Origin of the sequence: Anaeromyxobacter oryzisoli, from assembly GCF_022690765.1 — a bacterium.
Taxonomy (GTDB): domain Bacteria; phylum Myxococcota; class Myxococcia; order Myxococcales; family Anaeromyxobacteraceae; genus Anaeromyxobacter; species Anaeromyxobacter oryzisoli.
In genome coordinates this window covers 125,272-144,235 of the sequence record NZ_JALCZA010000003.1, presented here as the reverse complement: position 1 = coordinate 144,235, position 18,964 = coordinate 125,272, and the positions used below count along the sequence as shown (strand labels likewise).

Here is an 18,964-nt window from a genome sequence, read left to right as displayed (position 1 = left end):
ACCGTCACCGTGCCCGTGACCGTCACCGTTCCCCGTGCCCGCTTCCCGCTTCCCGCGTCCCGCGTCCCGCGTCCCGCGTCCCCTGGCCCGTGATCCGAGGGCGTCGGAACACGGAAATCCGGGCCACGGGCCACGCGACCCGGTCCACGGGTCACGGAGAGGCCGGTGACGGTGACGGAGCACGGATCACGGGACACCGCGCCCCGTCGTGCGATCCCGTCGCGCAGGCGCGGGGCGGGGCGGCACGCCCCGTGGAGAATGAGCGCAGCCGCCGCTCAAAGGAACCGCTTCCCGAACGCGCTCGGCAGGAGCGCGCCGAGCGTGGTCTCGACGCGCGCGCCGCGCGCGCCGACGAGCACGATGGGCAGCTCGGGGCCGGCGAACTCCGCGAGCGTCTGGAGGCACATGCCGCAGGGCGGCGTCGGCGGCGTGGTGCCGCTCGCCACCGCCACCGCCTCGATCCGCCGCGCGCCGTCCCCGACCGCGCCGGCCACGGCCACCCGCTCGGCGCAGACCGTGAGGCCGTAGCTCGCGTTCTCGATGTTGCACCCTGCGTACACGTCCCCGGCGGCGCGCACCGCCGCGCCGACCCGGAAGCCCGAGTACGGCGCGTACGCCCGCTTCCGGGCGGACCGCGCAGCCGCGACCAGCGCGGCCTCCACCTCGTCGCGCGCGGCGCTCATGCCGACTGGAGGTGCCGCGCGATCGCCATCTCGGCCTCGAGGGGGATCTCGACGAAGCGCAGGTGCGCCCCGAACCGCTCCCCCTCGTGCGAGACGCGGAGGACCTCGGCCACGGCGTGGACCTCGCCCTGGACGCCGGGGAGGAGGAACCGCACCTCGAGCCGGCTGCCGGCCGGCGGGTGGAGGGCCTCGAAGTAGACGCCGCCGAGCGCGAGGTTCCCGGCGTAGGGCTCGAACGAGCCGCCCAGCGCGAGGTCGCGGACGAGCAGCGCGACCGGGATGCGCCGGCTGTCGCGCCGGTCCGCCACCGCGCTCGGCGCGGCCTGCGGCTCGTCCACGATCGCCCGCGCCGTCGCCCCGTGCCCCTCGATCCGATCCCCCATGCGCACCTCCTGCAGCAGGCTAGCAGCGCCGGGCGCGCGGTTTCAACGACCAGCCCGGGAGAGGAACGCGCTCACCAGCGCGCCGAGGCGGTCCCGCGCCTGCTCGGCGACCCGCCCGACCTCCTCGTGTGACAGGGGGTGCCGGGAGAGCCCCGCGGCGTGGTTCGTCACCACCGAGAGCCCGGCGACCGGCACGCCCATGTGCCGCGCCGCGATCACCTCGGGGACCGTGGACATCCCCACCAGATCCGCGCCGAGCGCGCGGAGCATCCGGATCTCCGCGGGGGTCTCGTACGAGGGGCCGAGCAGGCAGGCGTAGACGCCGGCGGGCACCGCGAGCCCGAGCTCGCGCGCCGCGTCGTCGATCAGCGCGGCGAGGCGCGGGTCGTAGGGCGCGCTCATGTCCGGAAAGCGCGGCCCGAGCCGGTCGTCGTTCTCGCCGACGAGCGGGTTCACGCCGGACAGGTTCAGGTGATCCGAGATCCGCACGATCGCGCCGGGCGCGTACGCAGGGTTCACGCCCCCCGCCGCGTTCGTCACCAGCAGCGCGCGGACGCCGAGGCCGCACAGCACGCGCGCCCCGAACGCGACGTCCTCCGCCGACCAGCCCTCGTACGCGTGGACGCGCCCCTGCATCGCGACCACGGGCACCGCGCCGCCCTCGGCGGGGAGCTCGCCCACCACCAGCCGGCCCGGGTGCCCCGCCACCCGCGAGAGCGGGAAGCCGGGGATCTGCTCGTAGGGGATCGCCGCGCGGGCCTCGAGCCGGTCCGCGAACCCCGAGAGGCCCGAGCCGAGGATCACGCCCACGGCGGGGACGAGGTCCGTCTGACCGCGGATCCACGCGAGCGCGTAGGAGAGGCGGGTCGAGAGGTCGGCGCGCTTCGTCATGCGATCCGCTCCAGGACGAGGGGCCGCGCCGGCGGGGGCGCGGCCTCGAGGCGATACGCCCGGACGACGCGCGCCGCGACGGCGGCGCGCGGCTCGCTCCGGGGGCCATGATGCACGACGCAGAGCGGCTCGCCGGCCTCCACCCGATCCCCGAGCTTCTTCCGGACGAGGAGCCCCACGGCGGGATCGACCGGATCCTCGACGCGGGCGCGGCCCGCCCCCAGCGCGACCGCGGCGAGGCCGAGCGCCTCGGTGTCGATCGCGACGACGTGGCCGGACGCCGGGGCGAGCACCGGGTAGGTCCCGGCGGCGCGCGGCAGCCGCTCCGGATCCCGGATCGCGGCCGGGTCACCCCCCTGGGCCGCGACGATCTCCTCGAGCTTCGCGAGCCCCCGGCCGTCGGCGATGGCCCGCTCCACCGCGGCCCGCCCGGCGGGGAGATCCGCGGCGACGCCGCCGAGCAGGAGCGCCTCGGCCGTCAGCTCCACGGTGACCGCGCGGAGGTCGGCGGGGCCGCCGCCGCGGAGCAGCTCGACGGCCTCGACCACCTCGAGGGCGTTCCCGACCGCCTCCCCGAGCGGCTCGTCCATCCGCGTGAGGAGCGCGGTCACCCGCTTCCCCATCGCGCGGCCGATCCCCGCGAGCGTCCCGGCGAGCGCCCGCGCGTCGTCCAGCGACTTCATGAAGGCGCCGGAGCCGACCTTCACGTCGAGCACCAGGCCGTCGATCCCCTCGGCGAGCTTCTTCGACATGATCGACGCGGCGATGAGCGGGATCGACTCGACCGTCGCGGTGACGTCCCGGAGGGCGTACAGCTTCCGGTCCGCCGGCGCGAGCCGGGCGGTCTGGCCGACGAGGCAGGCGCCCACGTCGCGGACGAGGGCGCGGAAGCGCTCCACCGGGAGGTCCACGCGGAAGCCGGGGATCGCCTCGAGCTTGTCGAGGGTGCCGCCCGTGTGCCCGAGCCCGCGGCCGGAGATCATCGGCACCTTCACGCCGCAGGCGGCGGCGAGGGGCGCGAGCGCGAGGGAGACCTTGTCGCCGACGCCGCCCGTCGAGTGCTTGTCGATCTTCGGGCCGGGGACGTCGGAGAGATCCAGGACGTCACCCGAGCGGAGCATCGCGTCGGTGAGGGCGCGCACCTCGGCGCCGTCCATCCCGCGGAAGAAGACCGCCATGCAGAAGGCGGCCATCTGGTAGTCGGGGACCTCTCCCCGCGTGAACCCCTCCACGAGCGCCGCGAGCTCCGCCGGCGGGATCGCCCGCCCGTCGCGCTTCGCGTGGATGATCTCGTACGCGCGCATCCTCTCACCCGCTCCCCCCGAGCGCAGCGCGCGTCGGGGCGGAGTCGAAGGGGCCGCTCGCCCCCAGCCTAGCGCCCGGAGGGCGCGGAGTCGAAGTGGAGTGGGCGAGCTCGCGAGCGCGCATCCTCTCCCCGTGAGCGTGGCGCGCGCCGGCGCGCGGGGTCGAGGGGGTCGCTACGCGAGCTGGTCCATCAGCCGGTCGTCGATCTCGAAGTTCGCGTGGACGTGCTGCACGTCGTCGAGATCCTCGAGCAGGTCCACGAGCTTCAACATCTGCCGCGCCTTGTCGGGATCCTGGAGCTTCACCGTGTCCTTCGGGACGAAGGTGATCTTGCGGGCGCCGAGCTTGAACCGCTTCGCGTCGAGCGCGGCGACGACCGGCTGCAGATCGCCCGGGAGGGTGCGGACCTCGAACCCGTCGGCGCCCTGGCTCACCACGTCCTCGGCGCCGCCCTCGATCGCCGCCTCCATCACCTGCTCCTCGGACGGACCGGGCTTCACCTCGATGATCCCGCGCCGCTCGAAGTTCCAGGCGACCGCCCCCTCGGCCGCGAGGTTGCCGCCCGCCTTGGTGAAGGTCGATCGGACGTCGCCGGCGGTCCGGTTCTTGTTGTCCGTGAGGCACTCGACGATGAGGGCGACGCCGCCCGGGCCGTAGCCCTCGTAGACGGCCTCCTCGTAGCTCACGCCCTCGAGCTCGCCCGTCCCCTTCTTGAGGGCGCGGGCGATGTTGTCGGCGGGCATGTTCGCCTCCTTCGCCGCGTCGATCGCGGCGCGCAGGCGCGCGTTGCCGTTGGGATCGCCGCCGCCCATCCGGGCCGAGACGGTGATCTCCTTGATGAGCTTGGTGAAGAGGTTGCCCTTGGCAGCCCCCTGCGCCTCCTTCTTGCGCTTGATCTTGCTCCAGCGGTTGTGGCCGGACATGGGCGGCTCCTCGGGCGAGGTGAGGCGAGCGTCTCGTGGGGCGGAGGTAGCATGCGCCCCCGGGATCCTTCAAGGAATTCGCGAGCGGGGGCGGTCCCGCCGGTGCGCGCCCGGCGACCGCCCTACCAGATGATCGCGTCCACCAGCTCGTCCACCATGTCGCCCAGCCGATCGATGCCGTGCGACTTCGAGAGGAAGCCGTCGGCGCCGGCCTGCTCGGCGATCGGCGCGAGCTCCTCGTCGGTCTTGGAGCTGAAGAGGATGATCGGGATCTTCTCGGTGTGGAAGTCCTGCTTCAGGACCCGCACGATGTCCTTGCCGGAGATGTCCGGCATCATCAGGTCGGTGAGGATGACCTCGGGCTGGAACTCGTCGAGCTGGGCCTGGAACTCGAGCAGGTTCGAGGCGACCGCGACCTTGTAGCCGCGGTCCTCGAGGACGGCCTTCTCCATCTCGAGCGTGATCGCCGAGTCGTCGAGCAGGAGGATGCGCTTCTTCTCGGCCATGTCCTCGCGTCCGTCTCCCGTTCGTCCGCGCCGGGCGCGGCGCCCCTAGAGCGCCGCGAGCGCGTACTCCGCCGCGCGGGCGAAGGCGTCCCCGTCCTCGGGGACGTCGGGATAGTACCCCAGAAACGCCTGCCGCTTCCCGTCCGGGCGCCGGCGATGGGCCTCGATCGCGTTCCGGTACGCCAGCCGGGCCCGCACCACGTCGCGCTCGGCCTCGCGGCAGCGGCCGAGGTAGTAGTGCGCGAGCGCGAGGTCCGGGTCGAGGAACAGCGCGCGCGAGAGCTCGAGCGCCGCCTCCTCCGCGTTCCCGGCCGCGAGCAGGTGGATCCCGTAGAAGAGGTGCGCCTCGGCGCAGAGGGGCTCCAGCGCGAGCGCGGCGACGTAGCTCTCCCGCGCCCGATCGGGCTGCCGCAGGATGCCGTACAGGTTCGCGAGGGTGAGCCGGACGGCGAGATCCTCGCCGCCCTTCTCCAGCAACCGCTCGAGCAGCTCGCGGGCGGCGCCGAAGCGGCCGTCCGCGAACAGCGCCACCGCGCCGTCGAGGTACTCCTGCGGCGCGAGCGGCGGCTCCGCACCGGCGCCGCCGCGGAGGCTGGACGGGAGCGGGACGGGCGTGTGCGCGCGCTCGGGCGGCGCGAACGCCACGTGACGGACCGCGGGCGGCTGCGCCGGCATGGGCACGAGGTGCGGCCGCGCCGGACCGACCGGGCCTGCCAGGGCCGCCGCCGGCGCCCCGACCCGGCCGGACGTCTCGGGCCGGCGGTAGACGAACGCGCCGGCGACCTCGGTCAGCTCGAAGCCCTCGAACAGCCGGAACAGCGACTCGGAGTACCCGAGGAACAGGTACCCGCCGGGCGCGAGCGCGTTGTGGAACTGGGTGAGCACGCCCTGCGTGGTGGGCGTGTCGAAGTAGATGATGACGTTCCGGCAGAAGATGACGTCCCAGCCGCCGCTGACCGGGCGCGGGAAGATCGACGAGACCAGGTTGTGCGGCCGGATCGCGGCGATGAAGCGGCGGAGCCCGGGCCGGACGTGGTAGCGGTCGCCGTCGCGGTCGAAGTGGCGCGAGAGGAACGGCTCGGGGATGTCCCGCACGCGGCGGGGCTCGTAGGCGCCGTGCGCCGCGAAGGCGATCGCCTCGGGGTTGAGATCGGTGGCGAGGATCTCGACGTGCTCCGGCCCGGCCCCCGCCTCGGCCGCGGTCATCGCGATGGAGTAGGGCTCCTCCCCCGTGGCGCACCCGGCCGACCAGATCGACACCGGACGGCCGCCGCCCCGCGCGCGCGCGACCAGCCCGGGAAGGATCGCCTCGAGGGCGCGGAACTGGCGCTCGTCGCGGAAGAAGCTGGTCTTCCCCACCGTGACGAGGGGGAGCAGCCGGCGCAGCTCCTCGTCACCGGCGTCCTCGGACCGGAGCAAGGCGAGGTACGAGCCCGCGTCGGGGACGTCCGCCAGCTCGTCCAGCCGGGCGGCGACGGCGATCCGGAGCGCCGCGTGGCCGTCCCGGCGCACGTGGAGCCCGACGCGATCCTTGAGGAGGGCCGCCAGCTCGAGGAGGTGCTCGGGCAGGATCGGCTTCACCGCGTGAGCTCCACCATCAGCCCGGCGATCTCGTCGAGCGGCAGCACCCGGTCCACCGCGCCGAGCTCGATGGCCGCCTTGGGCATCCCGAAGACCACGCTCGTGGCCTCGTCCTGCGCCACGGTGAGGCCGCCCCGGTCGCGGATCGCCTTGAGCCCGTCGGCGCCGTCCCGCCCCATCCCCGTGAGGAGCACGCCGCAGCAGCGCGCCCCATAGGCCCGCGCGGCGGACAGGAAGAGCGGCGTCACCGAGGGCTTGAAGGTGTCCACCGGCGGCGCGTCGGAGAGGTGGACCACGCCCTCGCTCACCACGAGGTGACGGCCGGACGGGGCGAGCACGACGCGCCCGGCGCGGAGCGGCTCGCCGTGGCGCGCCTCCCTGACCGGGAGCCGGCACTCGCTCGCGAGCCAGCTCGCGAGCCCCTCGGTGAACCCGTCGGCGATGTGCTGCACGACCGCCACGGGCGCCGGGAACTCGGCCGGCAGCGCCCGCAGCAGCGTCGCGAGGGCGCGGGGCCCGCCCAGCGACGCGCCGATCACGAACAGATCCGCCCGGCCCGATGGGCGGGCGACGGCGCTGCTGCGCTCCCGCAGGCCGCGCGGGTGCCGGATCACCTTCACGCCGGCGAGGAGGCGGAGCCGGGACCGGAGGAGCGTGCCGTACTCGTCGAGATCCGTGGTCGCCTGCGGCTTCTCCAGGATGTCGAGCGCGCCGAGGGAGAGCGCCCGGAACCCCACCGCCTCGGTGGGGTTCGCGGTGAGCACGAGGATCGGCGTGGGCGTGTCCGCCATGATCCGCGCGATGCCCGAGTACCCGTCGGTGTCGGGCATGTTGATGTCCATCGTGATGACGTCCGGCCGGAGGTTCCGCGCCAGCGCGGCCGCCGCCCCGCCGTCCGCGGCCACCGCCACCACCTCGAAGCCGGGCTCCGCCGCGACGACCCTCGAGAGCAGCTCCCGGAACAGCTCCGAGTCGTCCGCGACCAGCACGCGGACGGCGCGGTCGTGCGGCGACGTCATCCGGCCACCCCGCACAGCCGCTCGAGGGTGGCGGCGACGCTCTCCGCCTCGAGCTCGCCCTTCACCATGTACGCGTCCGCCCCGGCGTCCACGCCCCGGCGCCGCTCCTCCGGGGCCGACAGCGACGACATGATCACGATGGGAAGCCTCACGAACCGCGGGGTGGACTTCACGCGCCGGGTGAGGTCGATCCCGTCGAGGACCGGCATCTGCACGTCGGTGACGAGGAGGTGGTACTGGCCGCCCTGCAGCTTCTGCCACCCGTCCTCGCCGTCCACCGCCTCGTCCACCTCGTGCCCGAGGGAGCGGAGGAGCGCGGCCTCGGCCTCGCGGGCGATGGCGCTGTCGTCCACCAGCAGGATCCGGAGCCGCCGCCGGTCCTGCCCGCGGCTCACCAGCGGCGTCGCGAGGCGACGGGCGGCGCTGACGAGATCGGGGGTGGAGAGCAGCAGCGCCACGCGGCCGTCCTCGAGCGCCGCCGCCCCGGTCACGAAGCGCATGCCCTTGAGGAACTGCCCCGGCGCCTTCACCGCCACCTCGCGCTCGCCCGAGAGCCCGTCCACGACGACGGCGGCGCCCTCCGCGCCGTGGTTGATGTAGGCCACCATCGGCCGGTGCGCCCGGGGGCCGCCGTTCAGGGAGAGGAGCGGCCCGAGGGCGACCACCGGCATGAGCCGGCCCCGGTAGCGCACCGCCCGGATCCCGGCCACCTCGGTCGTGTCCTTGGGATCGAGCCGGCCCACGCTCTCCACGTCCATCGCCGGCAGGCCGTAGACGTCGTCGTCGATCCGGACGAGGAGCACCTTCATCAGCGAGAGCGACTGCGGCATCCGCAGCGTGAACCGCGTCCCGCGGCCCGGGTCCGAGTCCACCGTCACCGAGCCGCCCAGGCCGGTCACCTTCTTCCGGACGACGTCGAGGCCGACGCCGCGCCCGCTCGTCTCGCCGGCCTGTTCGCGGGTGGAGAAGCCGGGGAGGAAGAGGAGCTCGAGCGCGGCCCGGGCGGAGAGGCTCGCGGCCTGCTGCTCTCCGATGATCCCCTTGCGCAGCGCGGCCTTCCGGACCGCCGCGGGATCGACGCCGCGGCCGTCGTCCTCGACGGTCACCGCGAGCTGATCGCCGTCGGCGTGCGCCGAGATCACCACGCGGCCGGCGCGGGGCTTCCCCGCCGCGACGCGATCGGCGGGCGCCTCGACGCCGTGGTCCACGCAGTTGCGCACGAGGTGGACGAGCGGGTCGTTGAGGGAGAGCAGGATCGCCTTGTCCACGCCCGTCTCCGCGCCCTTGACGACGCACTCCGCCTCCTTGCCCTGCTCCCGCGCCATGTCGCGCACCGCGCGGGGGAAGCCGGCGAGCACGCCCGACAGCGGGATGAGGCGCGCCGTGCCGATCCGCTCGGTGAGGACCTCGAGCTGGGCGTGCGCGGTGGACGCGGCCTCGGTCTGGATCCGGGCGAAGCGGAACGTGTCGGAGCGGAGGAGGTGGACGTCGCCCTCGATCTGCTCGACGAGGCGCGCGGACCGGACGTCGGCGACCCGCTCCGCGAGCGCGATCACGCGATCCGACAGCCGCTCCCAGCGCGCGAAGATCGCGTTCAGCTCCTTCGAGCGCCGGATCGCCCGCGCGCCCTCGACGAGCATGTCCCCCGCGAGCGCGCCGATCTCGTCGAGCCGATCGACGTCCACGCGGATCGAGCCGGCGGGCCGGTCCCCGTGCAGCTCCGCCCGAGGCGCGGCCTCGTCGTGGTGCGCGCCCGGGGAGACCGCCTTCGACCCGGACGAGGGCTGCGCGGGCGGCTCGGCCTTGGAGGCGGGCGCCGCCGGCGCCGCCGGGACCGCCGTTGGAACCGTTGGAGCCGCAGAAGCCGCCGGGACGGCGGGGGGCGCGGGCGAGGCGCCGGCCGCGGCTCCGGGCGCCGAGGGCGTAGTCGCGAGGAGGGCGCGGAGCCGCTCCGCGAGCGTCCGCGCCGCGTCGCCCCCGTCCACGGGCGCGTCCAGCATCGGCACGATCGCGTCGCAGGCCCGGAGGAGCGCGTCCACCGCCTCGCCCGGGCGCTCGCCGCCGAGCCCCTTGAGCAGGTCCTCCGCGGCGTGGACCACCGTCGAGATCCCGACGAAGCCCATCATCCGGGCCTCGCCCTTCAGCGTGTGCAGCTCCCGCGCGAGCTCCTCGCGCAGCTCCGCCGTCGCGGCGCCGCGCTCCACCTCGAGCAGGGCGCCGGAGATCTTCTCCACGCGATCCGCGGTCGTCTCGCGGAAGCGCGGGAGGAGCTTCTGGCGGATCTCTTCCGAGATACCCATGGCGCGCGGCGGGGGGGGGCGGGGCTCGACGCCGATCAGTCGACCTTGAAGCGCTTCACGAGCTCGGCGAGCCGCTCGGCGAGCTTGGTCAGCTCCGCCGCGGCGCCGGTGGCCTGCTTCGACCCGGCCTGCGCCTGGCGCGTGACCTCCTCGATCTCCGACATGGACTGCACCACCTGCTCGGTGGCGGTCCGCTGCTGCTGCGTCGCGAGGTGGATCACGCGGGCGGCGTCGCTCGTCTCCTGGATCCCGGCGAGGATCCCGGTGACCGCGGTGATGGCGTTCCCGCCGAGCTTCTCGCCCTCCCCGGCCATCCGCTTGTTCCCGTCCGCCGCCTCCTTCGCGGCGTGGGTCGCCTCCCGGATCTCCGTGATGAGGTTCTTGATCTCCTTCGTGGACTCCATGACGTTCTCGGCGAGGCGGCGCATCTCGGCCGCGACGATCGAGAACCCGCGCCCCGCCTCGCCCGCCTTCGCGCCCTCGAGGGCGGCGTTGAGGGCGAGGAGGTCGGAGCGGTCGGCGATCTCGTCGATCACCTCGACGACGGTCCCGATCCGCTCGACGCGCTTCGAGAGCTTGGCGATGGCGTCGTCCACCTCGACGGCGTTGTGGCGGACCTTCTCCATCGAGCCCATGAACTCCTTGATGGCCCCCTCGCCGGTCCGCGCGCCGGAGAGCGTCTGCTCGGCGATCGCGGCGACCATCTGCGCGTTCTCCGCGATCTGATGGGAGGCGCCCTTCAGCTCCTCCATCGTCGCGGTGGTCTCGTGGATCGCCGAGGCCTGGGCGCTCGTGGACGACTCGTTCTGCGTCGCGGCGGCGAGCACCTCGGCGGAGGACGTCGAGAGCTGGAGCGCCGCCTCGCGGATCTCGGTCACGAACTTCTTCAGCGTCTCCATCACCTGGCCGACGCCGGCGATGAGCGGCGTGAGCGCCGCGTCGTTGACGCCGAGGCGGAGGCTGCCGGACAGATCGCCCTGGATGACGAGGCGGATCATGGCCTCGATCGCCTCGTCCACGCCGGCGGTGACGACCTCGACGCGCGCGCGCGCCTCCTTCGCCTCCGCGGCGACGTGCTCGACCGCGGCGTTCGCCGCCTCGGCCACCGCGCGCAGCGCGGGATCGGCGAAGGTCGCGGGATCGAGCCGGGCGCCGTACTCTCCCCCGGCGACCTCGCGGAGGTAGCTGGCGAGGCGGGCGCCGTCGGGGCTCGCGGCGCTGGCCTTGCCGTTCCTCGCGGCCCGCGCGGCGGGCTTCTTCTGCGGCTTCTGGACGTCGGGCATGGGGTCGCCTCTCGGGAAAGGGTCTACGCGGGCGCCGCGGCGCCGGCCCGCTCGCGCACGAGCGTGGGGAGATCGACGAGGAGCATGGGGGCCTCGTCCACCATGACGAAGCCGGTGACGGCGCCGGAGCCGATGCAGGCCGCGGCGAAGGCGGGGAGCGGGTGCACGTCGCTCTCCGGCACGCTCCGGATGCCGACCACCTGATCGACGACCAGGGTCCGCTCGACCTCGGCCTGCTGGGTCGCGACGACGATGCCGCGCTCGCGGGAGAACGGCAGGCCGAGCGCGGTCTCGACGACGAGCTCGTCGGCGGCGGCCTCGCGGACGGCGCCGATGCGGACGGCGTCGTGCACCACCGCCGCGAACACGCGCGCGCCGACCTGGAACATCAGGATCTCGCTGGTCGGATCGGTCACGCGGCGCCGCCTCCGGCCGGGACCGCCCGCGCGCGCGCCGTCTCGACCAGGCGCGGCAGGTCGAGGATCGCGACGGTGCCGGCGCGATCGCGGCCGACCGCCGACAGGAACTCCGCGACGCCCCCGGCCTCGGCGGGGGGCGGCTCGAGCGTGCGCCGCGGGATCGAGACGAGCCCCTCGACCGCGTCGCTCACCACCGCGACCTTCCACGGTCCGCAGTGCACGATCGCGGCGCGCGTGCTCGCCCGGATGGGGACGGCGGTGCGGCCGACGAGCTGGCCGATGTCGAGCACGGGCAGCACCTCGCCCCGGTGCGTGAACACGCCCGGCAGGAACGCGGGCGCCGCGGGGAGGCGCGTCAGCGGCCCGAGCCGCACCACCTCGGTGACGAGCGGCGCCTCGAACGCGTAGCGACCACCGAGCATGCGGAGGCAGAAGAACCACGCGTCCGCGCTCTCCTCCGCTGCCGCTTTCCCCTCTCGTTCGGTGGTGGGCTTCGACTCGGGCATCGGCGCGGATTATCAGCGAGGCCGGGACGCAGGAGCAAGTCGTGCTATTTTGTCGGCGCCCGAGGTACGACTTGAAGGTCCTCATTTGCTGCGAGAGCGAGCTCGTGCTCCAGGTGTCCGGGATGGCCCTGGAGGCCGCCGGCCACGAGGTCGTGCTGGAGCGCGATCCGCACGCCCTCGTGCCCGCGGTCGCGGGCGCCGCGGTCCTGCTCGTGGACACGGGGCGCGCGAAGCAGGCGCCGGCGCTGCTGCGCGATCGTGGGTTCACCGGGAGAGCGCTCCTGGTGGGCGAAGGTGCGCAGGAGGAGCTCGCCCGCGCCGCGACGGAGCTCAAGCTGGACGGCGCGGTGGCGGCGCCGGCCTCCGACGACTTCCCGAAGCGCTTCACCGTCGCCGTGGAGAGCCGCCGGCGCGTGCTCATCGTGGACGACTCCGAGATCGTCGCGCGGCTGCTGCAGGAGGAGCTGGAGGCGAAGGGCTTCGAGATTCACTACGCGCCCGACGCCGAGAAGGCGACCTCGATCATCCTGAAGCGACAGACGCGGCCCGATCTGATCCTCCTCGACGTCAACATGCCGAAGGTGGACGGGGCGCAGTTCTGTCGCTTCGTGAAGAAGAACGAGATGTTCAAGTCGATCAAGGTCCTCTTCTGCTCCGGCGAGGAGAAGGAGAAGGTCCAGCGCCTCGTGCAGGAGTGCGGCGCCGACGGGTTCATCTCGAAGGATGAGCTGCTCGGGAAATGGATCGTGGAGAACGCCTGAGCGGCGCACGATCCCTGCCTGCGCGAGGCGGACTCGTCGCGGTCGAACACACCTCCGCTCACCCTGAGCGGAGCGCCCGCGAAGCGGGCGCGGAGTCGAAGGGCGCTGCTCGCGCCGTCCCCGGCTGTCCCGTCACCGTCACCGTCACCGGCTTCTCCGTCTCCGTGTCCCGCCTCGCGTGGCCGTGGCCCGCTTCCCGTGATCCGGCTCCCGCGATCCATGACCCGCGCGGTCCGGGGGCAAACAACGGAGGAACGGGCCACGGGATAGGGGACACGGGATGCGGGCACGGGGGACGGTGACGGGTACGGGTTCGGGCGTTACCTCGAGTGATAGGCGCATTCACCGCTCACAGCGACCCCGGGCTGCCCTCCCCCTCCGCGCACACTAGGTTCTCCGCGGCGTCCGGGCCGGCGGGATCGAGCCGCGCCACCGCCGCCTGGCAGATCGGCGCGATCCCTCCGGCGCCGAGGCTCGACACGGTGGCGCCGCCGGGATCGAGGAGCAGCACCTCCGGCGGCCGATCGTTGGCGAGGCCGCCGAGGAGCGCCGAGCCCCCGCAGGTGGCGAGGACGATGCCCGCGGGGAGCGCGTACCGGTGGTCGTACGCGCCGCCCACCACGAGGGCGACCGCTCCCGGCGCGACCAGCTCCGCGGGGGCGACGATCGCGCACGACGAGAGGGCCCCGGTCGCGGTCCGCTTGGCCAGCCGGAAGCCGGCGAGATCGAGGAGGCCGTCGCCGAGGTTCGCGAGCTCGACGTACTCGCCGCCCGCCTCCGGTGTCGCCGCGTCGGCCCGGACCTCCGTGACCGCCGGCCGCGGCGGCGGGCCCGGGATCGCGCCGGTCTCGAACGTGCCCACCGTCGCCCGCGGCCGCCCCTGCGCGTCGAGGACGGCGCGCCCGTCCGCGGCGAGCGCCCGTGACGAGAGCACGAGCGCGTACTCCGTGTACCCCCGGAGCATGGCGCGCGGCCGGAGCGTCGCGCGCATCCCGCCGTCCTCGAGCGCCGCCTCCACGGGGACCGCCGCGGCGAGCCCGCTCGCGCCCGCCTCCGACTCCACTGCCGTGAGGGCGTCGGCCGCGTCGGCGGCGGGCACGAGGACGAGGCGCGAGCCGTCGAGGAGCCCCTCCTTCGCGACCGGCGCGGTGAAGGTCACCGCCGCCTCCACCGCCTCCGGCGCGACGCCGGCCCCCGAGGGCGACAGCTCGGCCACGCGCGCGTGGGGGTCGGGCACCGGCACGCCGCACGCGATCGCGACGGCTGCGACGGCGGCGACCCCACGCCTCGGCCCCCCGGCCGTCACGGTGCAGCCTCCCGCGCGGCGCCGGTCAGGACGTCCAGCTCCGCGGCGAGGCGCGCGATCTCGAGCTCGGCCTGGGCGCGCCCGAGCGGGTCCGCGGGCGGAACGAGGAGGAGCGCGAGCTTGAGCCGGCGCCGCTCGAAGTAGAGCACCGTCGCGCGCTTCACCGCCTCCTCCACGTGCCGCTGGCGCGCCGCCGCCGCGGTCGCCGCCGCGACCTCGCCGGCGTGCGCGACGAGGTCCGGGAGGGTCCAGGTGGCGCGGACCATGAACGTCGTCCCCGGTGTGAGACGGAGGTAGTCCACCTCACCCGCGGTCTGAAGCCCCACGGTCCGGTTGGAGCGCTCGTCGTGGCGGATCTCCGCGGTGAGCCGCGGCAGGAACGCCGCCTTGCGCGCGCGGCCCGGCCACTCGGCGGGATCCGGCGTGCCGCGGAGCGCCTCCCGTGCCACCGCGGCCTGCACCACCGCCACGTCCGGCTCGCCGGCGGCCACTGCGGCGAGAGCGCGCAATGCGAGGAGCTCCGGATCCTCCGGAGGAGGCGCGAGGGGGTGGGTCGGCGCGGACGGGCCGATGGATAGGAGAAATCCTGCGGCGAAATAGATCGCTCCGGTCATGGTCCGAGCGAGAGCACGTCGCGCGCCAAAGACTTTCCAACGTGATTTCCAGTCCCTGATGCGTTGCGCCCGGACGCGGCGCGACGCCAGGGGCCGCGCGCCGGCCTTCCCGGCTCGGCGCGGCGCCCGCGACCCCCGGGGCCGCGATGACCCCCCACGTTCGCGCTACTCGCGCTGCGGCAATCCTGGACATCACAGCCGGTCAACGGCGAGCCATCCGCGAAGCCCGATCGCGCTGGGACGGCAGGATCTTGCGGAGAATGGGGCCCGGCCGGTGGGTGTACCTTCCACCGGTCCGCTCCCCCACCAGCCGGAGCGGCGCACCGGCTCACCCTCTGGTGTTCCGCTTGCAGTAGGGTGCAGGTCCGCACGCGGAGGAGACATGGTGGATCGCAAGAAGATCCTGCTCGTCGACGACTCGAGCACCGTCCTGCTCATGGAGCGCATGATCCTCTCCAAGAGCGAATACGACGTCGTCACGGCGAAGGACGGCCTCGAGGGCGTCGAGAAGGCTCGCGCCGAGCGCCCGGACCTCATCCTGATGGACGTGGTGATGCCGCGGATGGACGGCTTCGAGGCCTGCCGGAAGCTGCGGGAGGCGGAGGAGACCGCGACCATCCCGGTCATCATGGTCACGACGCGCGGCGAGCTCGCCAGCGTCGAGACCGGGTACGCGAGCGGCTGCAACGATTACGTCACGAAGCCCATCAACGGCCTGGAGCTGCTCGCGAAGGTGCGTAGCTGCCTCGGCCAGTAGCCCGGAGCGCACCATGCCCTCGGACCCCCGTTCGCCACGGTTGGTGCCGGACCTCGCCAGCGGCGGCGAGAAGCATCGCGAGCTGCAGAAGGTGAACGAGCGCCTGCGCGAGCTGGTCGCGTCGCTCAAGTCCGAGCAGGAGCGGCTCGCGGAGGCGCGCGCCTCGTCCCTGCCCACCCCGACGCCGCCGCCGATGGCCGGGTCGGAGCACGGCGCGATCGACCTCGAGAAGAAGCGGCTCGTCGCCGAGCTCGCCCTCGCGCGCGAGGCGATCGACCACGCGAGCGCCGAGCGCGAGCGGCTGCGGCTGCGCCTCGCCGACATCGAGGCGGAGAACCGGCGGATCTGCGACGAGTACGTCGCGGTCGAGGAGAAGAGCTCCGAGCTCGCGCAGCTCTTCGTCGCGCTGGATCGCATCCACGGCGCCCTGACGCGCGACGAGGTCCTCGGCGCGCTCCAGGAGATCGTCATCAACCTGATCGGCACCGAGGAGCTCGCCGTCCTCGAGGTGCAAGGCGATCGCCTCGCGCCAATCCACACGTTCGGGGTGGACCCGGAGCCGCTCCGGGACATCGCGCTCGGCGCGGGGACCATCGGCCGCACCGCCGCGACCGGCGTGCTCCATCTCGCCGGCCGGGGCGAGCCCACCCCGGAGGACCGCGATCTCACCGCCTGCGTCCCCCTCAAGGTCGGCGATCGCGTGTACGCCGTCCTCGCGATCTTCCGTCTCCTCGGCCACAAGCCGGGGCTGACCGAGGCGGACCACGCCGTGTTCGAGCTGCTCTCGAGCCACGCAGGGATCGCCCTGCACCTCCGCGCGCAGACCGCGCGCCCGGCGGCCGCGGGGTAACAGGTGCCGCGGCTCCCTGGCACCGCCCCCGAGCGCGCCGCGACGGCCCTCTCCGGCACCCCGGACAGCGGCGGTCGCGCGCAGGTGTACCTGCACGCGGGGCAGCTCGCCGTGGCCGCGCGCCCGACCGCGATCACGACCATCCTCGGCTCGTGCGTCGCGGTCTGCCTCTACGATCGCTCGACCGGGATCGGGGGGATGAACCACTTCTTGCTGCCGTATCACGTCGAGCGTGATCGCTCGGCGCGGTTCGGCACCGTCGCGGTGCCGGCGCTCGTCGAGGAGGTGCTCCGCGCGGGCGCGACCCGCGGGACCCTCGTCGCCAAGATCTTCGGCGGCGCGAGCGTCATCGGCGCGTTCAAGACCTCCCGGAACCTCGGCGAGGAGAACGCCGCGCTCGCGCGCCGCCTCCTGGAGGAGGCGGGCATCCCCGTGCTCGACCAGGACGTCGGCGGTACGAAGGGGCGGAAGCTGATCTTCCACGTGGACGACGGGACCGCGTGGGTCCGGCAGCTCTAGGAGGAGCCAGATGGACGAGTTCGAGATCGATCGGGAGGCCCTGCTCGCGACGTTCCTCGCGGAGGCGGAGGAGATCTTCGCCCGGATGGAGCAGACGCTGGTCGCGCTGGAGAAGGCGCCGGGCGACGAGGGGCTCCTCCAGGCGCTCTTCCGCGACGCCCACACCATCAAGGGCTCCTCCTCGCTCGTCTCCTTCGACGTCGTCCGGGACGTCGCCCACGACCTCGAGGACGTGCTCGAGCGCCTCCGCAAGAAGACGCTCGCGGTGAACGACGTCCTCGTCACGCTCCTCCTCCGCTCGGTGGACGTCCTCCGGAGCGCGGTGCGCGAGGCCGCCGACGGCGCCACCGCGCCGTCCGAGGGGATCGCCGCGTTCCGCGCCGAGCTCGCCGCCGCCGCCGCGGGGCCCGCCGAGCCGAGCGCGCCGGCCGCCGCGGCGGCCCCGGCCGCCGACGGGGCCGAGCAGACGCCGGCGCAGCACCACGCGTCCCGGACGCTCCGCGTGGACGTCGCCAAGCTCGACCGGATGCTGAACCTCTCCGGCGAGATCGCGATCGTGCGCGGGCGGCTCTCCGAGATGCTCGAGCGGCGGGCCGGGGTGACCCTCGAGGACGCCCTCACGGCGCACCGCGAGGCGGACCGGCTCTACCTCGACCTGCAGGAGCTGATCATGAAGGCCCGGATGGTCCCCATCGGGCCGACGTTCCTCCAGCACGCCCGCACCGTCCGCGATCTCGCCACCGCCTCCGGCAAGCTCGCGCGGCTCGAGGTGGAGGGCGAGGACGTCGAGGTGGACACCTCGGTCATCGAGCACATCCGCGATCCGCTCACGCACATGGTCCGCAACGCGCTCGATCACGGCATCGAGGCCCCGGAGGCGCGGCGCGCGGCCGGGAAGACCCCGGAGGGACGGCTCGTGCTCCGCGCCTACCACGAGGCGGGCAGCATGGTGATCCAGGTGAGCGACGACGGCGCCGGGCTCGATCGTCGGCGCATCGCCGAGAAGGCCGTCGCCCAGGGGCTCGTGAGCGACGCGGCCCGCGTCACCGACGAGGACCTCGCGCGGGTCGTGTTCGAGCCGGGCTTCACCACCGCCGACACCGTCACGGAGCTCTCGGGCCGCGGCGTCGGGATGGACGTCGTGCGCCGCAACGTGGAGGCCCTCCGGGGCTCGGTGGGCATCGAGAGCACGCCCGGCCAGGGCACCACGATCACCATCCGCGTCCCGCTCACCCTCGCCATCATCCAGGGGTTCCGGGTCGGCGTCGCCGACGAGACCTACATCCTCCCGCTCGACGCCGTGATCGAGTGCCTGGAGCTCCCGCCGGAGGAGACCGCGGCCTCGGCGCCCTGGGGCGTCATCAACGTGCGCGGCAAGCCGCTCCCGTACCTGCGCCTCCGGGAGCACCTCCACGTCGCGGGCGACCGGCCGCGGCGGGAGAACGTCGTCATCGTGCAGCACGGCAACCAGATGGCGGGCGTGGCGGTCGACGAGCTGCACGGCGAGAGCTCGACGGTCATCAAGCCGCTCGGCGGCATGTTCAAGGGGATCCCGGGCGTGGCGGGCTCGTCGATCCTCGGGAACGGCCGGGTGGCGCTCATCCTGGACGTCGCGGGCCTGTTGCGCGAGACCTTGAAGCGGTACGCGACGCAGGCCGCTGCGGCGGCGTAGACGGACGAACGGAGGTCGGACATGGCCCAGAACACGACGACGACGGACACCGAGCGCGCGCAGCACCTCTCCTTCAGCCTCGGCGGGTGCGAGTACGGTGTCGGCATCCTCAAGGTGAAGGAGATCCTCCAGTACGAGGAGATCACGCGCGTGCCCTCGACGCCGCGCTCGGTGCGCGGCGTCATCAACCTGCGCGGCGCGGTGGTGCCGGTGATCGACCTCGCCGCGAAGTTCGGGCTGCCCGAGACCGCCGTCACGCGGCTCACCTGCATCCTCATCGTCGAGGCCGTCATGGACGGGCAGCCGACCGTCGTGGGCGTGATGGCGGACGCGGTGCGCGAGGTCATCGAGCTCGGCCCCGCCGACATCGAGCCGACGCCGACCTTCGGCACGCAGGTGCGGGTGGACTTCCTCCTCGGCATGGGCAAGGTCGGCAAGCGGTTCGTGCTCCTGCTGGACATCGACCGCGTGATCTCGGCCGACGAGCGCGAGTTCGCCCAGGCGGTGAAGGACGGGCTGCCCGAGGACGCCGCGGAGCCCGCGCCGGAGCCCGCCGGCGCTGCCGCCGCGTCGGAGGCCGCCGCGCCCGGCGCGGCGGAGCCGCAGGCCGCGCCCGAGGCGGCGCCGGCGGCGTAGCCGCGGCCGCTGCGGGGGGCGTTCGGACGTGACCGCGCGGGCGACCACGG

The 18,964-nt window shown here is 74.1% G+C and carries 20 protein-coding genes; 6 read left to right on the top strand and 14 right to left on the bottom strand.

Annotation, left to right across the window (positions count from 1 at the left end; all coding sequences use genetic code 11):
- Positions 1-275: 275 nt before the first annotated feature.
- From MNZ27_RS01965 to MNZ27_RS01910, 12 genes are all read right to left on the bottom strand, one after another.
- A complete protein-coding gene (locus MNZ27_RS01965) occupies positions 276-683 on the bottom strand; it encodes a cytidine deaminase (protein WP_242392337.1) in 408 nt (135 codons plus the stop codon).
- Complete coding sequence (locus MNZ27_RS01960; RefSeq protein ID WP_242392336.1) at positions 680-1,066, bottom strand: PilZ domain-containing protein; 387 nt, start codon at positions 1,064-1,066, stop codon at positions 680-682. Before MNZ27_RS01960 ends, MNZ27_RS01965 begins: the two co-directional genes overlap by 4 nt.
- Before the next feature lie 42 nt (positions 1,067-1,108).
- A complete protein-coding gene (locus tag MNZ27_RS01955) occupies positions 1,109-1,957 on the bottom strand; it encodes a purine-nucleoside phosphorylase (RefSeq protein WP_242392335.1) in 849 nt (282 codons plus the stop codon).
- A complete protein-coding gene (locus tag MNZ27_RS01950) occupies positions 1,954-3,261 on the bottom strand; it encodes a thymidine phosphorylase (protein ID WP_242392334.1) in 1,308 nt (435 codons plus the stop codon). Before MNZ27_RS01950 ends, MNZ27_RS01955 begins: the two co-directional genes overlap by 4 nt.
- Positions 3,262-3,435: 174 nt before the next feature.
- Positions 3,436-4,185 (bottom strand): YebC/PmpR family DNA-binding transcriptional regulator, encoded by a 750-nt coding sequence (locus MNZ27_RS01945; protein ID WP_242392333.1) that lies wholly within the window; start codon positions 4,183-4,185, stop codon positions 3,436-3,438.
- Between the two features lie 122 nt (positions 4,186-4,307).
- Positions 4,308-4,691, bottom strand: a complete 384-nt coding sequence (locus tag MNZ27_RS01940; protein WP_242392332.1) for a response regulator — start codon at positions 4,689-4,691, stop codon at positions 4,308-4,310.
- A 45-nt stretch (positions 4,692-4,736) separates the two neighbouring features.
- Positions 4,737-6,272 (bottom strand): CheR family methyltransferase, encoded by a 1,536-nt coding sequence (locus MNZ27_RS01935; RefSeq protein ID WP_242392331.1) that lies wholly within the window; start codon positions 6,270-6,272, stop codon positions 4,737-4,739.
- Positions 6,269-7,291 (bottom strand): chemotaxis-specific protein-glutamate methyltransferase CheB, encoded by a 1,023-nt coding sequence (gene cheB, locus MNZ27_RS01930; RefSeq protein ID WP_242392330.1) that lies wholly within the window; start codon positions 7,289-7,291, stop codon positions 6,269-6,271. The genes MNZ27_RS01935 and cheB overlap by 4 nt, the downstream gene beginning before the upstream one ends.
- Positions 7,288-9,591 carry a hybrid sensor histidine kinase/response regulator gene (locus MNZ27_RS01925; RefSeq protein ID WP_242392329.1) on the bottom strand — a complete coding sequence of 768 codons (2,304 nt, stop codon included), beginning with the start codon at positions 9,589-9,591 and terminating at the stop codon, positions 7,288-7,290. The genes cheB and MNZ27_RS01925 overlap by 4 nt, the downstream gene beginning before the upstream one ends.
- 35 nt (positions 9,592-9,626) lie before the next feature.
- Positions 9,627-10,874, bottom strand: coding sequence for a methyl-accepting chemotaxis protein (locus MNZ27_RS01920; protein ID WP_242392328.1), 1,248 nt, complete (start codon positions 10,872-10,874; stop codon positions 9,627-9,629).
- A 23-nt stretch (positions 10,875-10,897) separates the two neighbouring features.
- The gene (locus MNZ27_RS01915) at positions 10,898-11,290 is read right to left on the bottom strand and encodes a chemotaxis protein CheW (protein WP_242392327.1); all 393 of its coding nucleotides are present in this window, start codon (positions 11,288-11,290) and stop codon (positions 10,898-10,900) included.
- Positions 11,287-11,799: a chemotaxis protein CheW gene (locus MNZ27_RS01910; protein WP_242392326.1), complete on the bottom strand. Its 513-nt coding sequence runs from the start codon at positions 11,797-11,799 to the stop codon at positions 11,287-11,289. Before MNZ27_RS01910 ends, MNZ27_RS01915 begins: the two co-directional genes overlap by 4 nt.
- A 71-nt stretch (positions 11,800-11,870) precedes the next feature.
- Here MNZ27_RS01910 and MNZ27_RS01905 point away from each other — a divergent pair, with 71 nt between their 5' ends.
- Positions 11,871-12,560: a response regulator gene (locus tag MNZ27_RS01905; RefSeq protein WP_242392325.1), complete on the top strand. Its 690-nt coding sequence runs from the start codon at positions 11,871-11,873 to the stop codon at positions 12,558-12,560.
- 349 nt (positions 12,561-12,909) lie between these two features.
- Here the strand turns inward: MNZ27_RS01905 and MNZ27_RS01900 are convergent, their stop codons facing one another.
- Both MNZ27_RS01900 and MNZ27_RS01895 read right to left on the bottom strand, forming a co-directional pair.
- Complete coding sequence (locus tag MNZ27_RS01900) at positions 12,910-13,797, bottom strand: lamin tail domain-containing protein (protein ID WP_242392324.1); 888 nt, start codon at positions 13,795-13,797, stop codon at positions 12,910-12,912.
- Positions 13,798-13,862: 65 nt separating this feature from the next.
- Positions 13,863-14,375 (bottom strand): hypothetical protein, encoded by a 513-nt coding sequence (locus MNZ27_RS01895; RefSeq protein ID WP_242392323.1) that lies wholly within the window; start codon positions 14,373-14,375, stop codon positions 13,863-13,865.
- A 490-nt stretch (positions 14,376-14,865) separates the two neighbouring features.
- Between MNZ27_RS01895 and MNZ27_RS01890 the strand changes: the two genes are divergently transcribed.
- Genes MNZ27_RS01890 through MNZ27_RS01870 form a run of 5 tightly spaced genes read left to right on the top strand, consistent with a single transcriptional unit; the run spans position 14,866 to position 18,914 of the window.
- A complete protein-coding gene (locus MNZ27_RS01890) occupies positions 14,866-15,237 on the top strand; it encodes a response regulator (RefSeq protein ID WP_242392349.1) in 372 nt (123 codons plus the stop codon).
- Positions 15,238-15,280: 43 nt separating this feature from the next.
- Positions 15,281-16,087, top strand: coding sequence for a GAF domain-containing protein (locus MNZ27_RS01885; RefSeq protein ID WP_242392322.1), 807 nt, complete (start codon positions 15,281-15,283; stop codon positions 16,085-16,087).
- Between the two features lie 3 nt (positions 16,088-16,090).
- Positions 16,091-16,606, top strand: coding sequence for a chemotaxis protein CheD (locus MNZ27_RS01880; protein WP_242392321.1), 516 nt, complete (start codon positions 16,091-16,093; stop codon positions 16,604-16,606).
- A gap of 10 nt (positions 16,607-16,616) precedes the next feature.
- Positions 16,617-18,278, top strand: coding sequence for a chemotaxis protein CheA (locus tag MNZ27_RS01875; protein ID WP_242392320.1), 1,662 nt, complete (start codon positions 16,617-16,619; stop codon positions 18,276-18,278).
- Between the two features lie 21 nt (positions 18,279-18,299).
- Positions 18,300-18,914 carry a chemotaxis protein CheW gene (locus MNZ27_RS01870; RefSeq protein WP_242392319.1) on the top strand — a complete coding sequence of 205 codons (615 nt, stop codon included), beginning with the start codon at positions 18,300-18,302 and terminating at the stop codon, positions 18,912-18,914.
- The last annotated feature ends 50 nt before the right edge of the window (positions 18,915-18,964 follow it).

Coding starts and splice junctions, on each gene's coding strand:
- MNZ27_RS01965 (WP_242392337.1), bottom strand. CDS start 683: ATGAGCGCCGCGCGCGACGAGGTGGAGGCCGCGCTGGTCGCGGCTGCG.
- MNZ27_RS01960 (WP_242392336.1), bottom strand. CDS start 1,066: ATGGGGGATCGGATCGAGGGGCACGGGGCGACGGCGCGGGCGATCGTG.
- MNZ27_RS01955 (WP_242392335.1), bottom strand. CDS start 1,957: ATGACGAAGCGCGCCGACCTCTCGACCCGCCTCTCCTACGCGCTCGCG.
- MNZ27_RS01950 (WP_242392334.1), bottom strand. CDS start 3,261: ATGCGCGCGTACGAGATCATCCACGCGAAGCGCGACGGGCGGGCGATC.
- MNZ27_RS01945 (WP_242392333.1), bottom strand. CDS start 4,185: ATGTCCGGCCACAACCGCTGGAGCAAGATCAAGCGCAAGAAGGAGGCG.
- MNZ27_RS01940 (WP_242392332.1), bottom strand. CDS start 4,691: ATGGCCGAGAAGAAGCGCATCCTCCTGCTCGACGACTCGGCGATCACG.
- cheB (WP_242392330.1), bottom strand. CDS start 7,291: ATGACGTCGCCGCACGACCGCGCCGTCCGCGTGCTGGTCGCGGACGAC.
- MNZ27_RS01925 (WP_242392329.1), bottom strand. CDS start 9,591: ATGGGTATCTCGGAAGAGATCCGCCAGAAGCTCCTCCCGCGCTTCCGC.
- MNZ27_RS01920 (WP_242392328.1), bottom strand. CDS start 10,874: ATGCCCGACGTCCAGAAGCCGCAGAAGAAGCCCGCCGCGCGGGCCGCG.
- MNZ27_RS01910 (WP_242392326.1), bottom strand. CDS start 11,799: ATGCCCGAGTCGAAGCCCACCACCGAACGAGAGGGGAAAGCGGCAGCG.
- MNZ27_RS01875 (WP_242392320.1), top strand. CDS start 16,617: ATGGACGAGTTCGAGATCGATCGGGAGGCCCTGCTCGCGACGTTCCTC.
- MNZ27_RS01870 (WP_242392319.1), top strand. CDS start 18,300: ATGGCCCAGAACACGACGACGACGGACACCGAGCGCGCGCAGCACCTC.